Origin of the sequence: Mesorhizobium sp. M7D.F.Ca.US.004.03.1.1, from assembly GCF_003998635.1 — a bacterium.
Classification (GTDB): Bacteria; Pseudomonadota; Alphaproteobacteria; order Rhizobiales; family Rhizobiaceae; genus Mesorhizobium; species Mesorhizobium loti.
Map to the genome: position 1 here is coordinate 1 of NZ_RZQG01000043.1, position 16,304 is coordinate 16,304.

The 16,304-nt window shown below is 62.4% G+C and carries 14 protein-coding genes and 2 pseudogenes; 3 read left to right on the forward strand and 13 right to left on the reverse strand.

Translation table 11 applies throughout. The annotated features are described in order from the left end of the window. Positions 1-121: 121 nt before the first annotated feature. Positions 122-1,159: an ABC transporter ATP-binding protein gene (locus EN935_RS04945; RefSeq protein ID WP_127263681.1), complete on the reverse strand. Its 1,038-nt coding sequence runs from the start codon at positions 1,157-1,159 to the stop codon at positions 122-124. A 27-nt stretch (positions 1,160-1,186) separates the two neighbouring features. Next, positions 1,187-2,227 carry an ABC transporter substrate-binding protein gene (locus tag EN935_RS04950; protein WP_127263671.1) on the reverse strand — a complete coding sequence of 347 codons (1,041 nt, stop codon included), beginning with the start codon at positions 2,225-2,227 and terminating at the stop codon, positions 1,187-1,189. 197 nt (positions 2,228-2,424) lie between these two features. On the opposite strand from EN935_RS04950, the gene EN935_RS04955 reads away from it, so the two are divergent. Beyond that, a complete protein-coding gene (locus EN935_RS04955) occupies positions 2,425-3,423 on the forward strand; it encodes a LacI family DNA-binding transcriptional regulator (protein ID WP_127263673.1) in 999 nt (332 codons plus the stop codon). Positions 3,424-3,773: 350 nt separating this feature from the next. Here the strand turns inward: EN935_RS04955 and EN935_RS04960 are convergent. Further along, positions 3,774-4,181: pseudogene (locus EN935_RS04960) on the reverse strand (LysR substrate-binding domain-containing protein); the annotation flags it as partial. Positions 4,182-4,328: 147 nt separating this feature from the next. Then, positions 4,329-5,741, reverse strand: coding sequence for an integrase family protein (locus EN935_RS04965; RefSeq protein ID WP_245488860.1), 1,413 nt, complete (start codon positions 5,739-5,741; stop codon positions 4,329-4,331). Positions 5,742-5,919: 178 nt separating this feature from the next. Between EN935_RS04965 and EN935_RS04970 the strand changes: the two genes are divergently transcribed. Then, complete coding sequence (locus tag EN935_RS04970) at positions 5,920-6,531, forward strand: cytochrome b (protein WP_245468788.1); 612 nt, start codon at positions 5,920-5,922, stop codon at positions 6,529-6,531. Between the two features lie 35 nt (positions 6,532-6,566). Here EN935_RS04970 and EN935_RS04975 read toward each other — a convergent pair whose 3' ends face one another. The 9 genes from EN935_RS04975 to EN935_RS05015 all read right to left on the reverse strand — a co-directional run bounded on the left by EN935_RS04975 (position 6,567) and on the right by EN935_RS05015 (position 15,871). Further along, positions 6,567-7,001, reverse strand: coding sequence for a YqaA family protein (locus EN935_RS04975; protein ID WP_127263675.1), 435 nt, complete (start codon positions 6,999-7,001; stop codon positions 6,567-6,569). Positions 7,002-7,007: 6 nt separating this feature from the next. Next, positions 7,008-8,504: a multicopper oxidase family protein gene (locus tag EN935_RS04980; protein ID WP_109671589.1), complete on the reverse strand. Its 1,497-nt coding sequence runs from the start codon at positions 8,502-8,504 to the stop codon at positions 7,008-7,010. A 185-nt stretch (positions 8,505-8,689) separates the two neighbouring features. After that, positions 8,690-9,043, reverse strand: a complete 354-nt coding sequence (locus tag EN935_RS04985; protein WP_109671588.1) for a cupin domain-containing protein — start codon at positions 9,041-9,043, stop codon at positions 8,690-8,692. Positions 9,044-9,170: 127 nt separating this feature from the next. Next, positions 9,171-10,064, reverse strand: coding sequence for a sugar phosphate isomerase/epimerase (locus EN935_RS04990; RefSeq protein ID WP_126070758.1), 894 nt, complete (start codon positions 10,062-10,064; stop codon positions 9,171-9,173). 97 nt (positions 10,065-10,161) lie between these two features. Then, on the reverse strand, positions 10,162-11,100 hold the full coding sequence (locus tag EN935_RS04995; RefSeq protein ID WP_126070759.1) for an ABC transporter substrate-binding protein: 939 nt from the start codon (positions 11,098-11,100) through the stop codon (positions 10,162-10,164). Between the two features lie 76 nt (positions 11,101-11,176). Next, on the reverse strand, positions 11,177-12,175 hold the full coding sequence (locus tag EN935_RS05000) for a ribose ABC transporter permease (RefSeq protein WP_127373191.1): 999 nt from the start codon (positions 12,173-12,175) through the stop codon (positions 11,177-11,179). Next, positions 12,172-13,716: a sugar ABC transporter ATP-binding protein gene (locus EN935_RS05005; protein WP_127373192.1), complete on the reverse strand. Its 1,545-nt coding sequence runs from the start codon at positions 13,714-13,716 to the stop codon at positions 12,172-12,174. The genes EN935_RS05000 and EN935_RS05005 overlap by 4 nt, the downstream gene beginning before the upstream one ends. Beyond that, the gene (locus EN935_RS05010) at positions 13,713-15,092 is read right to left on the reverse strand and encodes an FGGY-family carbohydrate kinase (RefSeq protein WP_127263679.1); all 1,380 of its coding nucleotides are present in this window, start codon (positions 15,090-15,092) and stop codon (positions 13,713-13,715) included. The genes EN935_RS05005 and EN935_RS05010 overlap by 4 nt, the downstream gene beginning before the upstream one ends. Beyond that, a complete protein-coding gene (locus EN935_RS05015; RefSeq protein WP_109671657.1) occupies positions 15,089-15,871 on the reverse strand; it encodes a DeoR/GlpR family DNA-binding transcription regulator in 783 nt (260 codons plus the stop codon). Before EN935_RS05015 ends, EN935_RS05010 begins: the two co-directional genes overlap by 4 nt. A gap of 192 nt (positions 15,872-16,063) precedes the next feature. On the opposite strand from EN935_RS05015, the pseudogene EN935_RS05020 reads away from it, so the two are divergent. Then, positions 16,064-16,304: pseudogene (locus tag EN935_RS05020) on the forward strand (class II aldolase); the annotation flags it as partial.

The following is a 16,304-nucleotide window of genomic DNA, read 5'->3' on the forward strand; positions in this document are numbered from 1 at the left end:
ATCCAAACGATGGGCAGTATCGCCGCCAGTCCGACGATGAAAAGCGCAGGCAGTGACAGCGAGAGGAAGAACCGCCGCTCGCGTCGAGCGTCTGCCGCGAGTACAGGATCGGCAAGGACGGTCACACTACCGCTCCCGGTATCGCGTGAACTTTCGCTGCTGGTGCATAGGCGGTCACCCGCTGACCGGTGGCAAGTTCGGCGCAGCCACTGGCCAGCGCCGCCGGAATGCAGACAAGGATCTCTTGCCCGCCGTCAAGCGCCAGCGTCAAAAGCCAGTTCTCGCCGCGAAACGCCTTGGCGCGCAGCATTCCCTCAAGCGCCACCCCGTCTCGCCCGACGAGCTTCGCATCAAGATGGAAGCTTTCCGCGCGGATCATCAGAGCTTCGCGTGATGAATCGGCGCCGTCTATTCTAAGCACCGCGCCTGGGGCCACAATGTTGGCCTCGCCCATGAACTCCGCGACGAAGCGGCTCGATGGACGATCATAGATCTGCTGTGGCGTGTCGATCTGCTGAATGCGGCCGGAGTTCATCACCGCAATCCGATCTGACATGATCAGCGCTTCGCGCTGGTCATGCGTCACATAGATGGTGGTGATCCCCAGATCGTCGTGCAGACGCCGGATCTCGTACTGCATGGTTTCGCGCAGATTCTTGTCGAGCGCCGACAGCGGCTCGTCCATCAGCATCACGCGTGGCTCGAAGACGATCGCCCGCGCCAACGCTACCCGCTGGCGCTGGCCGCCGGACAATGCGGCAATGTCGCGCTCCGCCAGACCGTCCAGCTTCACGCGGGCTAGGGCGTCAAGCGCCCGCTGGCGGGCCTCGGCTTTCGGCACCTTGCGCAGCACCAGCGGATACTCGACATTTGCCAGAACGTTCATGTGGGGAAACAGTGCATAGTTCTGGAACACTATGCCGATGTCGCGCTTGTTGGGGGCCAGGCGGGTGATGTCCCGATCGTCCAACAAAAGTTTGCCGGAATCGGGCCGGACAAAACCGGCCAAAGCCATGAGCAGCGTGGTCTTGCCCGATCCGGACGGCCCCAAGAGCGTGAGGAATTCGCCAGCCTGAATGTCGAGCGAGACATCGTCCAGCGCGACGTAAGATCCGTAGGTCTTGCGCACGCTGTCGATGGTGATCGGGAGCGACTTCATCATGTTCTTCAGCCTTAAAGCTGAGACTCAGCGGGCCATCATCTCATCGAAGGCTTTTTGGGCGGCCTCGCCGTTCTTGACCCACCAATCCGCATTCGAAAACACTGAAGTGCCGGCATTTTCAGGCGCGGTCGCAAGGGTCTTCAGACGGTCCTCGGGAATAAGGCCACCCTTATAGCCGGCAGGATTTACAGGGCCATAGGCGATGAAATCGGTCAGCTTCGCCACGCGCGCGGGCTGTGTCATCGCTGCTATCAGCTTCATGGCCGCTTCCTTGTTCGGCGCCCCCTTCGGTACTCCGAGACAGTCGGTGCCAATCACGGAACCCTTGAACGTGTAGTCGGCGGCGCCGCCATCTTTTTTCACAGTCTCTGCCCGTCCGTTCCAGGTGATGACCAGATCCGCCTCACCGTCTTTCAGCACCTGCGCCGACTGAGCGCCCGAGGTCCACCACACGGCGACATTTGGTTTGATCGCTTCAAGCCGCTTGATGGCGCGATCCAGACCCTCCGGCGTGCTAAGCACGGAATAGATATCCGCCGGCGCCACGCCATCTGAGAGCAGCGCGATCTCGATCGAGTCCTGCGCATTGGCGCGCAGCGCGCGACGGCCCGGGAATTTGGCGACATCCCAGAACTCCGCCCAGGTCTTCGGCGGGTTCTCGCCATAGGTCTTGGTGTTCCACGACAAGACGGTGCCATAGGAGTCGAACGGATAGCAGTAGTCGGACTTTGCACCGGCCGGCACGGAGTTGGGATCGATGATCTTGTAGTCGAGCGGCTCCAGCAGCGACTGTGCGGCGGCCTGCGCGCCCTCCGGTGAGCCGAGGTGAATGACGTCGGTGGTGACCGCACCCGAGGTGACCTGCATCTTCAGGGCGGCCAGGCCGTCGCTTAGGGTCTCCTCGCGGACATCATAGCCAAGCTCCTTTGCAGCGGGGGCCCACATGGCTTCCTTAATGGCGTTACCATAGTCGCCGCCAGCGGTCGTGATGGTGACCGTCTGGGCATGGACAGGCAAGGCAGCCGAGATTGCGAATGCTGTTAAGGAAATGCGTAGCCAGGACATAGGTTCTCCTCCCTTTAAATGGCGCTCAAAAGAGCCATTTATTTCTAATCGTAACGTTACGATTGCACTTAATCGAAACTAGAGTCAAGATGCTTGCGTGAAGGAGTTTGAATTGACCGGGACATCGAATCCGGTAACGTCACGAACGCTCCAGCAAATTTCAGCCGACGCTTTTCGCAGACAAAAGTCAGGACAGAATGGCCAATCTAAAACAGATCGCGGCGGAACTGTCCCTCTCGGTTACCACGGTATCCCGCGCACTGAAGGATGGGCCGGAAGTTCATCCCTCGACCATCGCTCGCGTCAAGGAGGTGGCGAAGCGGGTCGGCTATGTGCCAAATCATCATGGCTTCGCGCTCAAAACTGGCCGCACGCTGACGATGACGGCAATATACCCGATGGAGACACAAGACCATCTGTCCGATCTGTTGAAGATCCCCTTGATCGAAGGCATGACGCTGGCGGCGCGGCAAGCGGGTTATAGTATGTCCATCTATTCCACGACTCCCGACGACGATCCCGTTGAGAGTGTGCAGCGGCAGCTTCAGGCGCGCAGCACTGATGGACTGATCATTACGCGCATGGTGTCAAGCGATCCGCGCGTCAAGCTGCTGCTGGATCAAGGCATGCCATTTGTCGCGTTCGGAAGAACCGACCTGGACGTCGCCTATCCTTATGTCGATATCGACAACGAGCAGATTGCCTACGAGGCGACCCGACAGCTCATGGACAAGGGCTGTCGACGCATTGCGCTGCAACTTCTCGTTCCGGGGGACCAGGCGAGTGCCATGCGTCTTTCTGGGTACGAACGGGCAATGGCCGAGGCTGGTATTCCGATCGACCAGTCGCTGATCGGCCACGGCATGTTCACCATGGAATCGAGCGCCGCCTGGTTCGATCGTTTACTGGTGTCGCCAGACCCGCCGACTGGCCTGGCGTGCGCCAACGAGCTGGGACTTCTAGGGGCGTTACACGTTCTTGGCAAAAGAGGACTTGCGCCGGGCAAGGACGTCCACATTGTCACTCGTGACAGCACGCGGCTGGCACGCTTCCTACCCGCCAAAATTGGCGTTCATTCTGTCGACATGGCAGGGGTCGGGCGTACACTCGTCGAAGTACTCGAGAGGCGGATCGCTAATCCGCTTGGACCCGTGGAAACAATCTTGTTCAAAGGTGAGTTCGAGCCGGGCGAGTAGTCGGACCAGAAGAAGACGGACTGAGATAGGACACAGGCAAGCTCGCCGTCACCGTTAAGTAGCCTCCGGCGTAGGGCTCGTGCTGACGTTCACGACCTAGGACGCACGCGCCAGAGGCGCGACCCAGAATTCGAAAGCTTCTAGGAACCCCGGCCACTCCTTGATAGCGGCCATTAAGTCTAAGCCTGTTCGAATCCCATGCGCGCCACACCGGTGACGATGACAACTATGTCTAGTCTAGTCTAGTCTAGTCTAGTCTAGTCTAGTCTAGTCTAGTCTAGTCTAGTCTAGTCTATTGGCCTCTAGAGCCCTCCCGCCGTAAGACACCGCCGGGTTAAGCTCCTCTCGCTTCAATCCCGTTGGCGTAGCGCTTCGATAATGACCTTTAATGCGGGAAGATTCTGCCGGCGGCTTGGATAGTAGAGAAAATAGCCGCCGAAGAAGAGCGACCAATCATCTAGAACCTGAACTAGCAGGCCCGACGCGATCTGCCGCTCCACGATGTTCTCGGGCACATAGGCGATGCCATAGCCGTTCAGCGCGGCGTCGATCATGGCGTAGGTGTTGTTGAAGGTAAGTTGACCGTCCACACGGACACGCAGCGCCTGTCCATCCTTTTCGAACTCCCAGGCGTAGAGGCCGCCGGCGGTCTCTTGGCGCATGTTGATGCGACGTGCCGGGCCAGATCCTGCGGATGCGCAGGCACACCATGCGCGGCAAAACAGTCGGGAGAAGGCCACTGCCACCAACCGCCAGTCAAGCCAAAGGAGCCATTCAATCGCAAGGATCAAAATGATTGCTTGTGGCGCGACCGCGACCTCCAGAGCGGTCGCCTGCAACGTGGGCTTTCAGAACAGGCAGTTGATCTCTAGGTCCTACTTGAGGCGCAGGCGACCATGCAGCCACTAGTTCTTGCCGCTCGTCAACCCATCTAGGATGCGCCTCGCCGGGAGCTTGGGCCAGGCAGAAGTGCGGCGCTGCGAATCGTTTTGCCGTGAACGCCCGGCCTCAAGCATCCGTCGTGAGACGGCCTCCTGCTGCTGGCGCAGGTGGTCGCTCAGCAGCTTGTTCCGCGTGATGTAGCCTGCGTTGACACCCGGGATCGAGTGATTCATCAAAAGGTGAACATCCAGCTCCGCAACGCCTGCGGCCTGCGCGATTGTGCGGAAAGTCTGCCGCAGGTCATTGCCCCATTTCGACAGATCGTCGCGCTTCTCCTTGTGCTCGACCATGTGACCGCTTCCACTGTCGGCCGGGAAGAGCCAGTCACGCGATTGATCTGCATAGAGGGCCCGACCAATGCGCATCACTCGGACCAGACAGCGGATCATCGCGTTCGACAGCGGTATGTCGAAAGCCTTGATCTCACCGCCCTTAGGCCTGGGTATGTGCAGGAGACGGGCGCGAAAATTAACATGCTCTACCCGTGCCTTCCTGATTGCCTCAGGACGATGGCCTGAAAGCAGCATGAACAGATGGAACTCCCGCCGAACGGGGTTCTTCAAGGCCGCAAGCTGATTGAACCATCCTTCCAGATCCGACAGGCCAAGCGCGGAGTTGCGCCGATGCTCGGCATTCCAGTCGATGGCTGATACCGGGTTGTCCGCAGGCAACGAGCGGGCGGCTTTGCGAGCATGGTTGTAAACAGCCCGCAGCGTTCGCATGCAGCCATTGGCGATGTAGGCGCCGTTTTCCTTGGTCAGTTTCTCGTGCCGCGCCGTTACCAAGGCAGGATCATTGCCGAACTTGGACAGAGGTTCGTCAAGCCAGTCAGCCAACAGCCGCTCGACATGATCGCGGTAGTTGTTGATCGTCCCTTCGCTCCTGCCCTTCTTATTCATGTGCCCGTCACGGTAGCGCTCCCAGGCAATGCGCAGAGTGGGGTTCCCTATCGACGGCAAATCCACGGCGGCGGCATCAGCCTCCGGCTTTTGCCTCGATGGGCGGGGATCCACGCCGTTGGCGATCTTCCCGAGAATGTCCTTTGCCTTCGCCCGCGCCGCTCGTGTCGTGAGCTCTCCAACTTCAGCAACCTTCATGCGGACGGAAAGGCGCTTTCCCGCCTTCCTCCGCTCACCCTGGACGACGAATGTTTTTCGCCGTTTGCCAACAAGAACCATGAACCCCGGCAGGTCGGTATCGCGGGCAAAATATTGCCCTGAAGTCGCGGCCTGAAGGTTCGCGACGGCGCGGTCGGTGAGGGAGAGACGAAGGTCTGTCATTGCGATTAGTACGGCATTAATACGGCGATTACGATGCATTCGATCTGTTGGTATCTCTACGCTACGATAGCCGCACAGCACGAAAAAAGCAACCACCTCAAGCAATTATGGGAAGTCAGATCGTACTGCGACGTGCAACGGGCAACAACAGGAAAGGCCGTCTGTCAAATTCCTAATCTGTAGGTCACAGGTTCGATTCCTGTCGGGATCACCATGCATTTCAAAGGCTTAGCGAGCCGCCATACTTTTTGCGAAACTGGGCCCGTTGGAGTGGATGAACCATCACGCCCTCGTTCGCGCATTTGACAACAGCCGGGCCTCGGATGTGAAAGAGAATCCTCGCCTGCGCTGGCATTTCGGCATTCGTCTGCTGCATTGGCTGACCGTGGTCGCGCTCGCTGCGCAAATCGCCATTGCCTTCGGACCGATGGACAGGCCGGGCATGGCGACAATGAACTGGCTTCCGTTTCACATGTCGGTCGGCGTGACGATCCTTGCTGTCATCGTCCTCAGGCTTTGCTGGCGCATCTTCACCCGGGCCCCTGTCAGGCAAACCCCACGGTTCATGCGGTTTGCGACGGTTTTCTTCCACATGTTTCTCTACGTTGCGATCCTCGCCGTCCTGATAACGGGATGGCTGGGCTACCGGCCAATGCCTTTCATGCCTCCCGCACGGCTTTTCGGAAACTTGCCTGTGCCGTTGGCGCCATCCGTTGGCACGCTGTCGGCAAGGGGGTTCGCGCTCATCCATGCAAAGCTGGTCTGGGTATTGCTTGGACTTACCGCTGTTCACATCCTGGCCGCCCTGGTGCATTTCGTGCTGTTGCGCGATGGTGTCATGCGAAGCATGTTCTTCAGCCGGTCGAACATCGACTCGCGGGAATAGAAAATGCCGCTTGCGGTCGACGATGAGACGGCTGCTCACGCCATCGCCCACAATCCTCCCGCGACGATCACCGTATAGCGCGCGGCCTTGCCTATTGCGACAAGAGCAACGAACACGCCAAGGTTCACACGTGCCGCGCCAGCCGCAATGGTGAAAGCATCTCCGACCACCGGCAGCCAGGCAAACAGCAGCGTCCATTCGCCAAAGCGTCGGAACGTCCGGCTTGCCTGCTCATAGCGCTCAGGACTTACAGGAAACCAGCGTCTGGTCCGCAGCGTGTCAATGCCACGCCCCAGAATCCAGTTCACCACGGAGCCGAGCGTGTTGCCGATCGTGGCGACCGCAAGGAGCAGCCAAGGATCACCGCGGCCCGAGACGATCAGGCCAGCGAGCACCGCCTCCGACGAGATCGGCAGCACGGTTGCGGCGAAGAACGCGCTGATGAACAGCGCGCCATAGAGTGCCGTCACGCCGGACTAGGCCTGCACGTCGACAATGCCCATCATACCGAGCTGCTCGTGCTCGAGGATGTGGCAGTGATACATCCTCGGCCCCGGCCGGTCCTGCCGCAACAGCAGCCGCACCGTCTCTCCGCGCGCGACATTGACGGTATCTTTCCAGGCGCGATAGGCCGGCTTCGATATCTTGCCGCCGCGTTCGTGCTCGACCACCTGGAACTGCGTTCCATGCACATGGAATGGATGATCCATGTCCGCCTTGTTGACGATCTCCCAGAGTTCGACCTGTCCAGCCTTGGCGACGACGTCGGTGCGCTTCATGTCGAAAGCAGCGCCGTTGATCAGGAACCCCATCTCCATGCCGCTGGCGTTCATGGTCATGGTTTCGGTAAAGACGAAGCGGCGGCTGACGGCAGGAGCGCCGAGTTGCACGATCGGCCGCAGCCGGTCGGGCAATGGCGGAACGGGGTCCGCCTGAGTCTGCGAGACATTGACCGTCAGCAGCGTCAGTCCAGCATCGGCAGGCCGCCCAGGGCCCATCCAGCCGCGGTCATAGTCGAGCGTGGTAAGCATGGCCGCGCCAGGCCTGTCGAAGGAGACAATCAGTTCAAGCCGTTCCGCCGGGCTGAGCAGGATGTCGTCGACCGCGACTGGCGTCTCCAGCAGACCGCCATCCGTTCCGATGATCGTCATCGGCGCGCCATCGAAGGAGAGCCGCAAAAAGCGTGCGTTGGTCGCATTGTAGAACCGGAAACGCCGCTTCGTGCCAAAGCGGACCGTCAGCGTGGGATTCTTCTGTCCGTTGACCAGCACATGGTCGCCGACGCGCCCGTTCATCAGGTCCGTCATCGTGTTGTCGGGCAAGGTGCCATCGGCCGCGAGGCGTAGGTCGGTGAACATCAGCACGGTGTCGCCATAGGCGGCCGGGATCGGATCGGCCTTCGGCTTGACCACGAACGCGCCGGCAAGGCCGCGATAGACCTGCTCGGCCGTCTTGCCGTGCGGATGCGGGTGATACCAGTAGGAACCGGCGCTGCCTTCCGGCAGGTCGAAGCTGTAGGTGCGATCGGTGCCTGCCGCGACCGGATCCATCGGATTGCCGTCCTGGTCGGCCGGCACCGGCATGCCGTGCCAATGGATGGTGCTTGCCTCGCCCGCAATCCGGTTGGCGAAGGTGATCTCGATGCGGTCGCCTTCGACGGCCTCGATCAGCGGCCCGGGGCTGGTGCCGTTGTAGCCGAGGATCGGCGTGTCCAGCCCTTCCGCAAAACGCACCGTGGCGGACTGGGCCGTGAGCTTAGCCTTGAACAGCCCGGCAGTGCCGGTTTCACTGGCCAGCAGCGGCAACTCGCGCAATGCCTCGCCCTCAGGCAGCATGGCTGCGCTTTTTGGCGCCGCCCCCATGTCGTGGCCCATATCCATGCCGGGCATGTCGTCCATCTTCATCTGGGCGATGGCGCGGGGGCTCACGAGAACCGTGGCAAGACCTGCCGCCAGAAAACCACGTCGATGCATCTGTCGTCTCCTCGATCAGCCATGAACGCCAGGGGGGATCCTAAGAAGACTGCCGAAGCCCAACCAGGTCAATGCGGCGTTTAGGCCGCCTGATCGGCCTGGCATCATGGCCGCTGGAAAGGCAACCATCGCGCCAAAGACCCGCCATGGGCGCCGACCGACAGCGGCCCACGCGATCAGCCCGTTCAGCCAACCCTAACGACAAAATGCTTCGTCACCGGCTCGATGATCTTCCAGGTTCCCTTGAAATCGGCTTCCACCACGAAGGCGTCGCCGGGGCCGACTTCGACCGGGGCGCCGCCGTCCGGCGTGATGATGATGCGGCCGGCGATCATGTGCACGAACTCATAGTCGGTGTAGGTCGCGTGATACGTGCCGGGCGTCGCCTGCCAGGTGCCCGACAGCACCTTGCCGTCCTCGGTCGTGTGCTGGACGGCGGTTTTCATGGTCGGCTTGCCCTCGACCACGACCCAGCCGGCCAGATCGCCGGCTTCCGCGTTTTCGACGGCGCCGAATTTGAGGATCGTGTTGCGTGTCATGTCCTGGGCTCCGTCTGGTCGTTGTGCCGGCGTTATGTGCCTGGACGGTCAGATAGCCGATGCCCCTGCCGTGGGCAATGCCGACGCCGTGCGACCATCGCTTGCGTCTCCAGTTCGACGGGCGGGTTCAGGGTTTGTGTTGTGCCGAAACAAGCTCGGCCTTGCGCAGCGCCGTCTCCAGCCCGAGCCCGATGAAGGCGCGCGCGTGTTTGGCGAGCGCCACATTGTCTGTCCATAGATTGCGCCAGATGGCGGTTTTCTTAGACAGGTTCTCATCGACAATCTCCGACGAGAAGGATTCGAAGCTGAGGTCGTCGCTGTAGCCGATTGCCGTCAGCGCATCGAAGATCGCGGCGAAGTCGATATTGCCGGTGCCGAGGAAACCGCGATGGCTCTCGCCGATATGGACATAGCCGATCTTGTTTGCGGCATGGCGGATGGCCAGCCCGACCTCGGCCTCCTCGATATTCATGTGGAAGGTGTCGAGATGCAGGAAGATGTTGTCCGAGCCGGTATCTTCGATGAAGGCCAGCCCTTGCGCGGCGGTGTTGAGCAGGTTGCTTTCGAAGCGGTTGACGATCTCGAGGTTAAGCGTGACGCCGGCCGCCTTGGCCGTCTCGGCGACCTTGGCCAGCGTGCCGGCGCTGCGCTGCCATTGATCGCGCGTCGGCGCCAGCGTCTGCAGTCCGTGGCTGGTCGAGAGAATGCCGCCAATCTTCTGGCCGCCCAGGTCGCGCGTCAGCGCGATGGTGTCGTTGAGTATCTCGACGCCGCGCGCGGCAATCGCTTTGTCGGCGCTCGAAATGTCGCCATCACCAGGCAATCCGATGCTGATCGCGACGCCGAGGCCGAGATCGGCGATGCGCCTGGCGAGCCCACTGATGTCGACATCGGCCGGGTCGAGATAAGAGAATTCGATGAGGTCGAAGCCGGCCTCTTTGGTGTTGGCCAACGTCCGCTCGAGATCGGCCTGCGCCGAGCTCGCCGACCAGACGAAAGAATGGATTCCAATGCGCGACATCATCGTCTCCGGCTTCTGCGCATCGGACCCATAAGCGAGCCGATGCTTGGACAAGACGTGCGGCCGGTGATCCCGGCCGCACGCTGCTGAGGGACGTTTAGCGGGCCGCGGTCCAGCCCTTGTAGTCCTTCAGGTTCTCGGCCGTGATCAGCTTCGGGTCGAGCAGCACGGTCGGCTCCGCCGGCTTCTTGCCAGCCAGCAATTCAGCCGCCATCGTCAGCGACTGGCCGGCCATCACATAAGGATCCTGCGACGCCGAAGCCTTGATCATCGAGGTGCCGGAGGAGAGTTCCTTCTCGATATCCGGCGCGCCGTCGACGGCGGTGAAGATGAACTCCGCGCGGTTGAGCTGCTTGGCGGCGAGCTGGGCGCCGATCGCCGTCGGATCATTGATGGCGAACACCGCGTCGATCTTGTCGAAGCGGGTGAGCAGCGACTGGAACACCTTCAGGCCGCCGTCGCGCGAACCTTCGGCATTCTGGTCGTCGGAGAGGATCTTGATGTCCGGATGCTGTGCCAGCACGTTCTTGCAGCCCTTCACCCGCTCCAGGATCGACGACGATGCCGGGCCGTTGAGGATGACGTAGTCACCCTTGCCGCCGGTGTGGTCGACCAGATACTGGCAGGCCTCTTCGCCTGCCTTGACGTTGTTAGTCATCACCGTGACGTCGGCGCCCGGCGCTGAAACGTCGAAGGCAGCAACGACGATGCCCGCGGCTTGCGCCTTCTTCACCGCCGGTGCGATCGCTTTGGCGTCGACGGCATTGAGCATGATCACGTCGACGCCGGCAGCGATGAACGAATCAACCTGCGAGACCTGCTTGTTGAGGTCATAGTCGGCCGACACTGACGTCACCTCGACCTTCGGGTTGATCTTCTTGGCCGCGTCCTCGATGCCCTTGATGGTGGCGACAAAGAAGGGGTTGCCGAGCAGGCCGACCGAGATGCCGACCTTGTTGAGGTCCTTTGCTGAAGCAGGCGCGATGGCGAGCGACGCGAGTGCGGCGCCGCAGAGCAGTTTGGCGATGGTCTTCATTGCTTTCCTCCGATTGCCCCGCGCCTCTCACGGTGCGTTACACAAACCGGTCGTTTACGCCGGCGACTAAGGTCAATCACGTTCTTGCTCCTGCCTGGAGCCTGTAGCGGTCGAGGGCGACCGCCACGATGATGACCAATCCCTTGATGATGTACTGCCAGATGTCCGAGACACCGGCCAAGATGAGCCCGTTGGAGAGCACCGCGATGATCAGGCCGCCGATCAGCGTGCCCCAGATCGAGCCGACGCCGCCGACGAAGCTGGTGCCGCCGAGAATGACCGCGGCAATGGCGTCGAGCTCGTAGGACTGCCCCAGCTGCAGGCCGTTGGCGGCGTAGAGCCGGGCCGCCGACATGGCACCACCAAGGCCGGCCAGCATGCCGGAAACGCCATAGACGAAGAGCAGCACCAGCGGCACCTTGATGCCGGTCAGTCGGGCGGCCTCGGCATTGCCGCCGACAGCATAGATCCAGGTGCCGAGCACGGTGCGCTTGAGCACCAGCCAGGACAGCACGACGACCGACAGCGCGATGATCACCAGCCATGGGATGCCAAACAGCGAACCGTTGCCGATGAAATCGAACGGCAGGTCCGAATTGAACACCGTCGTGTCCTGGCCGAGCAGGCGGGCGACGCCGCGCACCGCGGTCAGCGAACCCAGCGTGACGATGAAGGGCGGCCGCTTGATGTAGGCGATGAGCAGCCCGTTGATGAGGCCGAAGCCGAGGCCGCCCAGAATGGCCGCCGGCACGCCGAGCAGGCCCCAGTCCGGCACCAGCGACACCATCACCGCCACCATCGCCGATGCGGCAAGGATGGCGCCGACGGACAGGTCGATGCCGCCGGTCAGGATGACGAAGGTCATGCCGGCCGCCAGCACGATGTTGATCGACGACTGCTGGGTGACGATCAGCAGATTGGTCTCGGTCAGGAAGCGCGGGTTCATGAACTGGAAGCCGGCCGCCAGCAGGATCAGGACCGGCAGCATGCCAAGGGCGGCAAAGGCGGTGCGCAACCGCCGGCTCGTGCCGGTGGCTTGGCCGCCTGCGCTGATCTCGGTCGCCTTGTCGGTCATTGCTGAGCCGCTCCCGTTGCAAGTTCCATGATTTTCTCCTGGCTGAGCGGCTGGCCTTCGGATGCCGTCACCTCGCCCGATATCGTGCCGTCGCGCATCACCAGCACGCGGTCGGCGACGCCGATCACCTCCGGCAGTTCGCTGGAGATCATCAGGATGGCGATGCCTTGCTTGGCGAGATTGTCGATCAGCCGGTAGATTTCCGACTTCGCCCCGACATCGACGCCGCGCGTCGGCTCGTCGAGAATGACGACCTTCGGCTCGGTCTCGAGCAGGCGGGCGAGCAGCACCTTCTGCTGGTTGCCGCCCGACAGCGAACCGGCATTGGCCTGCACCGAACTGGTGCGGATGGAGAGATCGGCAACAGCCTTGGACGCGCGCCCTTCGGCGGCCGCGAAGTCACGCAAGCCGCCGGCGCGGGAATCCCTCGCCAGCACGCCCATGCTGATGTTGTCGGAAATCGACATGTCGAGGAACAGCCCGAGTTCCTTGCGGTCCTCGGTCAGATAGGCGATGCCGGCATCCAGCGCCTCGCGCGGCGAGCCGATGATTACAGGCTTGCCGTCGAGTTCCAGCATCCCTGATGTGCGACTGTCGGCGCCGAAGATCAGCCGCGCAAGCTCGGTGCGGCCGGAGCCGACCAGGCCCGCCAGCGCCAGCACCTCGCCCTTGTGCAGGTCGAACGAGCAGTTTTTCAACCGACGGCCGTCGGACATGCCGCGCACCGAGAGCGCCACCGCGCGCTTTGCGTCCGGCGGCCGATGGTCCTTTTTGTAGAAGGCGGACAAATCGCGGCCGACCATCATCGAGACGAGGCGCGAGGCGCTGAGCTCGGCGCGCTCGAGCGTACCGACATAGCCGCTGTCGCGCAGCACGCTGACGCGATCGGCAAGCTGGTAGATCTCTTCCATGCGATGGCTGATGTAGATGATGGCGATGCCTTGCGATTTCAGCGTCGCAATGACCTCGAACAGCCGGTCGGTCTCGCGCGAGGTCAGCGACGTGGTCGGCTCGTCCATGACGATAATGCGCGCATTGGTCGACAGCGCGCGGGCGATCTCGACCAGCTGGCGCTCGCCAAGCGACAGGCTGGAGACCATATCGCGGGCCGAGAAGGAGACGCCCAGACGCGCGATGATCTCCCTGGCGCGCCGGGTGCACTGGTCGCGGTCGACGATGCCGAAGCGCCGCGGCTCGTTGCCGAGGAAAATGTTCTGCGCCACCGTCAGATTGGGCGCCAGCGACAGCTCCTGATAGATCACCGCGACGCCGCTGGCGCGCGCCTTGATCGGATCGCCGGTCGCGGCGGGCATGCCGTCGATCAGGATCTCGCCGCCGGGATCGGGCCGATAGGCGCCTGAAAGCACCTTCATCAATGTCGACTTGCCGGCGCCGTTTTCGCCCATCAAGGCGTGCAGCTCGCCGGCATGGACGCTGAGCGAGACATCCTGCAAGGCGCGGATAGCGCCGAACGTCTTGGAGATGTGCCGCATCTCCAGCACCGGCTGGCGCGTCGTCTCGACCTTGGCGGCCCCACTCATCGCGCGCCTCCCGCCACGGCACCGGTGATGCCACGGTCCATGGCCCGCGCACGCCAGTCATCACGATAGAAGGCCAATCCGGTGAAACGCGACGCACGCACCGGCTCCGGCACTTCCGCGGCAAATTCGCGCCCGACGCTCTCAAAGGCGAGCGCCGCGGCGCCCGTGGCGCTGCCTTCCAGCGTGGCGCCCTGCAGGAAAGCCTGGCCAGGACGAAATTGCGCCAACAGCCCGGCGAGCAGGCCGCCCGTGTTCAGCCCGCCATCGACGATCACGGTGTTGTCCGAATGGATCAGGTCGAGCGACAGATCGACCATCAGCGCGACATAGAGCAGCGCCACGGCCGCGCGTTCCTCGGCATTGGGCGTGCGCCCGACCAGCCGGCCGGACTGGCCGGACATCGGCCCGCCCGGCGCGAAACTCGGCAGCGCCATGATGCCGGCGTCGATCACCCGCTGGATCGAGGATGGGGCGATCACGCCTTGCCAGCCGTCGCTGATGACAGCGAATTCGCGTCCCCCCATGAAGCGGATGGTCGGCACCGGGCCGCCATCGACATCGACATTGACCAGCATGTCGCGGCCCTGGTCGAGCGCGTCGAGCGGGCAGTCCGGATTGAGCACGATGACCCAGGTGCCGGTCGAAACGACGGTGACTGGGCCGAGTTCCTGCCGGCGATAGGCATGCAGCGCCGCATTCGAGTCATGGACGCCGTTGTGGATGGCGATCGGCCGTGCCGAACCGCCAAGCCGCCGTTCGCCGGTCACGGCGCCGGCGCGCTCGAAGGAAGGCATCCGGTCCCGCCAGCCCTGCGCGTCGACCAGTGAGGAAAAGTCTTGGCTGCGCGGCGCCCACAGATGCGAGTGGCAGCCAAGATAGGACACTTCCGAAACCGCCCGCCCGCCAAGGCGCCAGCTCCAGTATTGCGGATAGCCGAGGATCGATCTCGATGCCGCGAATACGTCGGGATCGACCTCCTGCAGCCACAGCATGTGGCGACCGTAGTTGAAGCCGAGCGGCAGTCGCGGCGAGAACGTCTCGGCAAAATCCGGAATGCGGCGATCGATCCGTGCGGCAATCTCGGCCGGCGGCTCTTGCTCGTAGTCGAGGATCGGATGCGTCAGCGCCGCCTCGTCGATCAAGGCGAAGGTGCAGCCATGGCCCGACACCATCAGCCCCTCAACGCTGTGGCTGTCGACCGCAGCGTTTACAGCACCGAGTGCCCAATCGTGGAGCGATGCCTCGTCGAGCACGCTGAAGCCGCCCTGGCGCACCCATTTCGGCTGCGTGCGACGCTCGTCGATGATCCGCCCGTCCTGACCGAAGACGAACAGCTTCGAATTGGTCTTGCCGAAATCGAGGACTGCCACCTTCACTGGATGGCTCCCGAGGATGAGGCTATCCTCACCATGACGCCGGCATCTTCCAGCATGCGCGCATCGGTGTCGGAGAGGCCGTCATCGGTGACCAGCGTCCCGATGCGGGAAAGCGGCAGCGCGACGTTGCGTGCATGGATCGACAGTTTGCGGCTGTCGGCCAGCACCACGATCTGGTCGGCGCAAAGGCTTAGGTCGACGATCGAGCGCACCAGCAGCGGATGCGATTCCAGCACACCTTCCTGGCCAAGGCCTTGCGCGCCGAGAAAGAATTTCGAGGCGTAGAAGGGCACGGCTTGGCTGAGCGAATGGATGATGCCGGGTTCGCGATGCAGGTCGCCGCCGGCAACCGTCAGGCTGCAATGGCCGTGGTCGCTGAGATAGGCCGCCAGCGGCATCGAGTTGGTGTAGAGCCGGATGTTGCGCTCGGCGAGCTTGACCCCGAGATGGAAGCAGGTCGAACCGCCATGCACGATGACCGCATCGCCGTCGCGCACCATGGTCGCCGCGAGAGAGGCGATCTGCCGCTTGGCCTCGACCGCAAGGTCGCGGTTCTCGTCATAGGGCCTGGCATAGGCGACACCGGCCTGGGAGGCGCCGTCGAGCGCCGAGATGCCGCCATAGACCTTCCGTGCTTCGCCGGCTTCATCGATCCTGTCGATATCGCGCCTGACCGTGGCGGCTGAAACGCCAAGCCGCTCCTGCAGCTCGCGCACCGAGGCGAACGGGCGATCCCGCAGCAATTCGACGATCTGACGCTGACGGCCGGAGTCGCTCAACTCTTCCTCCCGGATGCCCTTTTCCATGGCAATTGGCGCAACTTACTCAACATTAGGCGGATTGCAAGCGTGTTTTGATGATAGTAGATCACTGTTGACGTAGATCACTCGTATCTGCGATATCAGCGCCAATTCGATCCCTGCAACGGGATTTCGCGCAGGACACGGCCGAGCCGTTGGAGGAAAAGCGCCATGGCGACCCAAGCTGACGCGCAGGAACTGGCGGCCTTGCGGGCGCTTTCGGCCAGCATCGGGCAGAGTCCGCATCTGACCCAGGCGGCAGGCGGCAACACCTCGCTGAAGGCCGGCGACACGTTGTGGATCAAGGCTTCCGGCACCTGGCTGAAGGACGCGCTCACCGACGACATCATGGTGCCGGTGGCGATGGCGCCGCTGCTTCGGGCTGTCGAACGGCGCGATCGCGCCGTTCGAC

Excerpts from the sequence above, each read along its gene's own strand:
- EN935_RS05000 (WP_127373191.1), bottom strand. The coding sequence starts at position 12,175 with ATGACCGACAAGGCGACCGAGATCAGCGCAGGCGGCCAAGCCACCGGC.
- EN935_RS04950 (WP_127263671.1), bottom strand. The coding sequence starts at position 2,227 with ATGTCCTGGCTACGCATTTCCTTAACAGCATTCGCAATCTCGGCTGCC.
- EN935_RS04995 (WP_126070759.1), bottom strand. The coding sequence starts at position 11,100 with ATGAAGACCATCGCCAAACTGCTCTGCGGCGCCGCACTCGCGTCGCTC.
- EN935_RS04955 (WP_127263673.1), top strand. The coding sequence starts at position 2,425 with ATGGCCAATCTAAAACAGATCGCGGCGGAACTGTCCCTCTCGGTTACC.
- EN935_RS04990 (WP_126070758.1), bottom strand. The coding sequence starts at position 10,064 with ATGTCGCGCATTGGAATCCATTCTTTCGTCTGGTCGGCGAGCTCGGCG.
- EN935_RS04945 (WP_127263681.1), bottom strand. The coding sequence starts at position 1,159 with ATGAAGTCGCTCCCGATCACCATCGACAGCGTGCGCAAGACCTACGGA.
- EN935_RS04985 (WP_109671588.1), bottom strand. The coding sequence starts at position 9,043 with ATGACACGCAACACGATCCTCAAATTCGGCGCCGTCGAAAACGCGGAA.
- EN935_RS04970 (WP_245468788.1), top strand. The coding sequence starts at position 5,920 with ATGAACCATCACGCCCTCGTTCGCGCATTTGACAACAGCCGGGCCTCG.
- EN935_RS04980 (WP_109671589.1), bottom strand. The coding sequence starts at position 8,504 with ATGCATCGACGTGGTTTTCTGGCGGCAGGTCTTGCCACGGTTCTCGTG.
- EN935_RS05005 (WP_127373192.1), bottom strand. The coding sequence starts at position 13,716 with ATGAGTGGGGCCGCCAAGGTCGAGACGACGCGCCAGCCGGTGCTGGAG.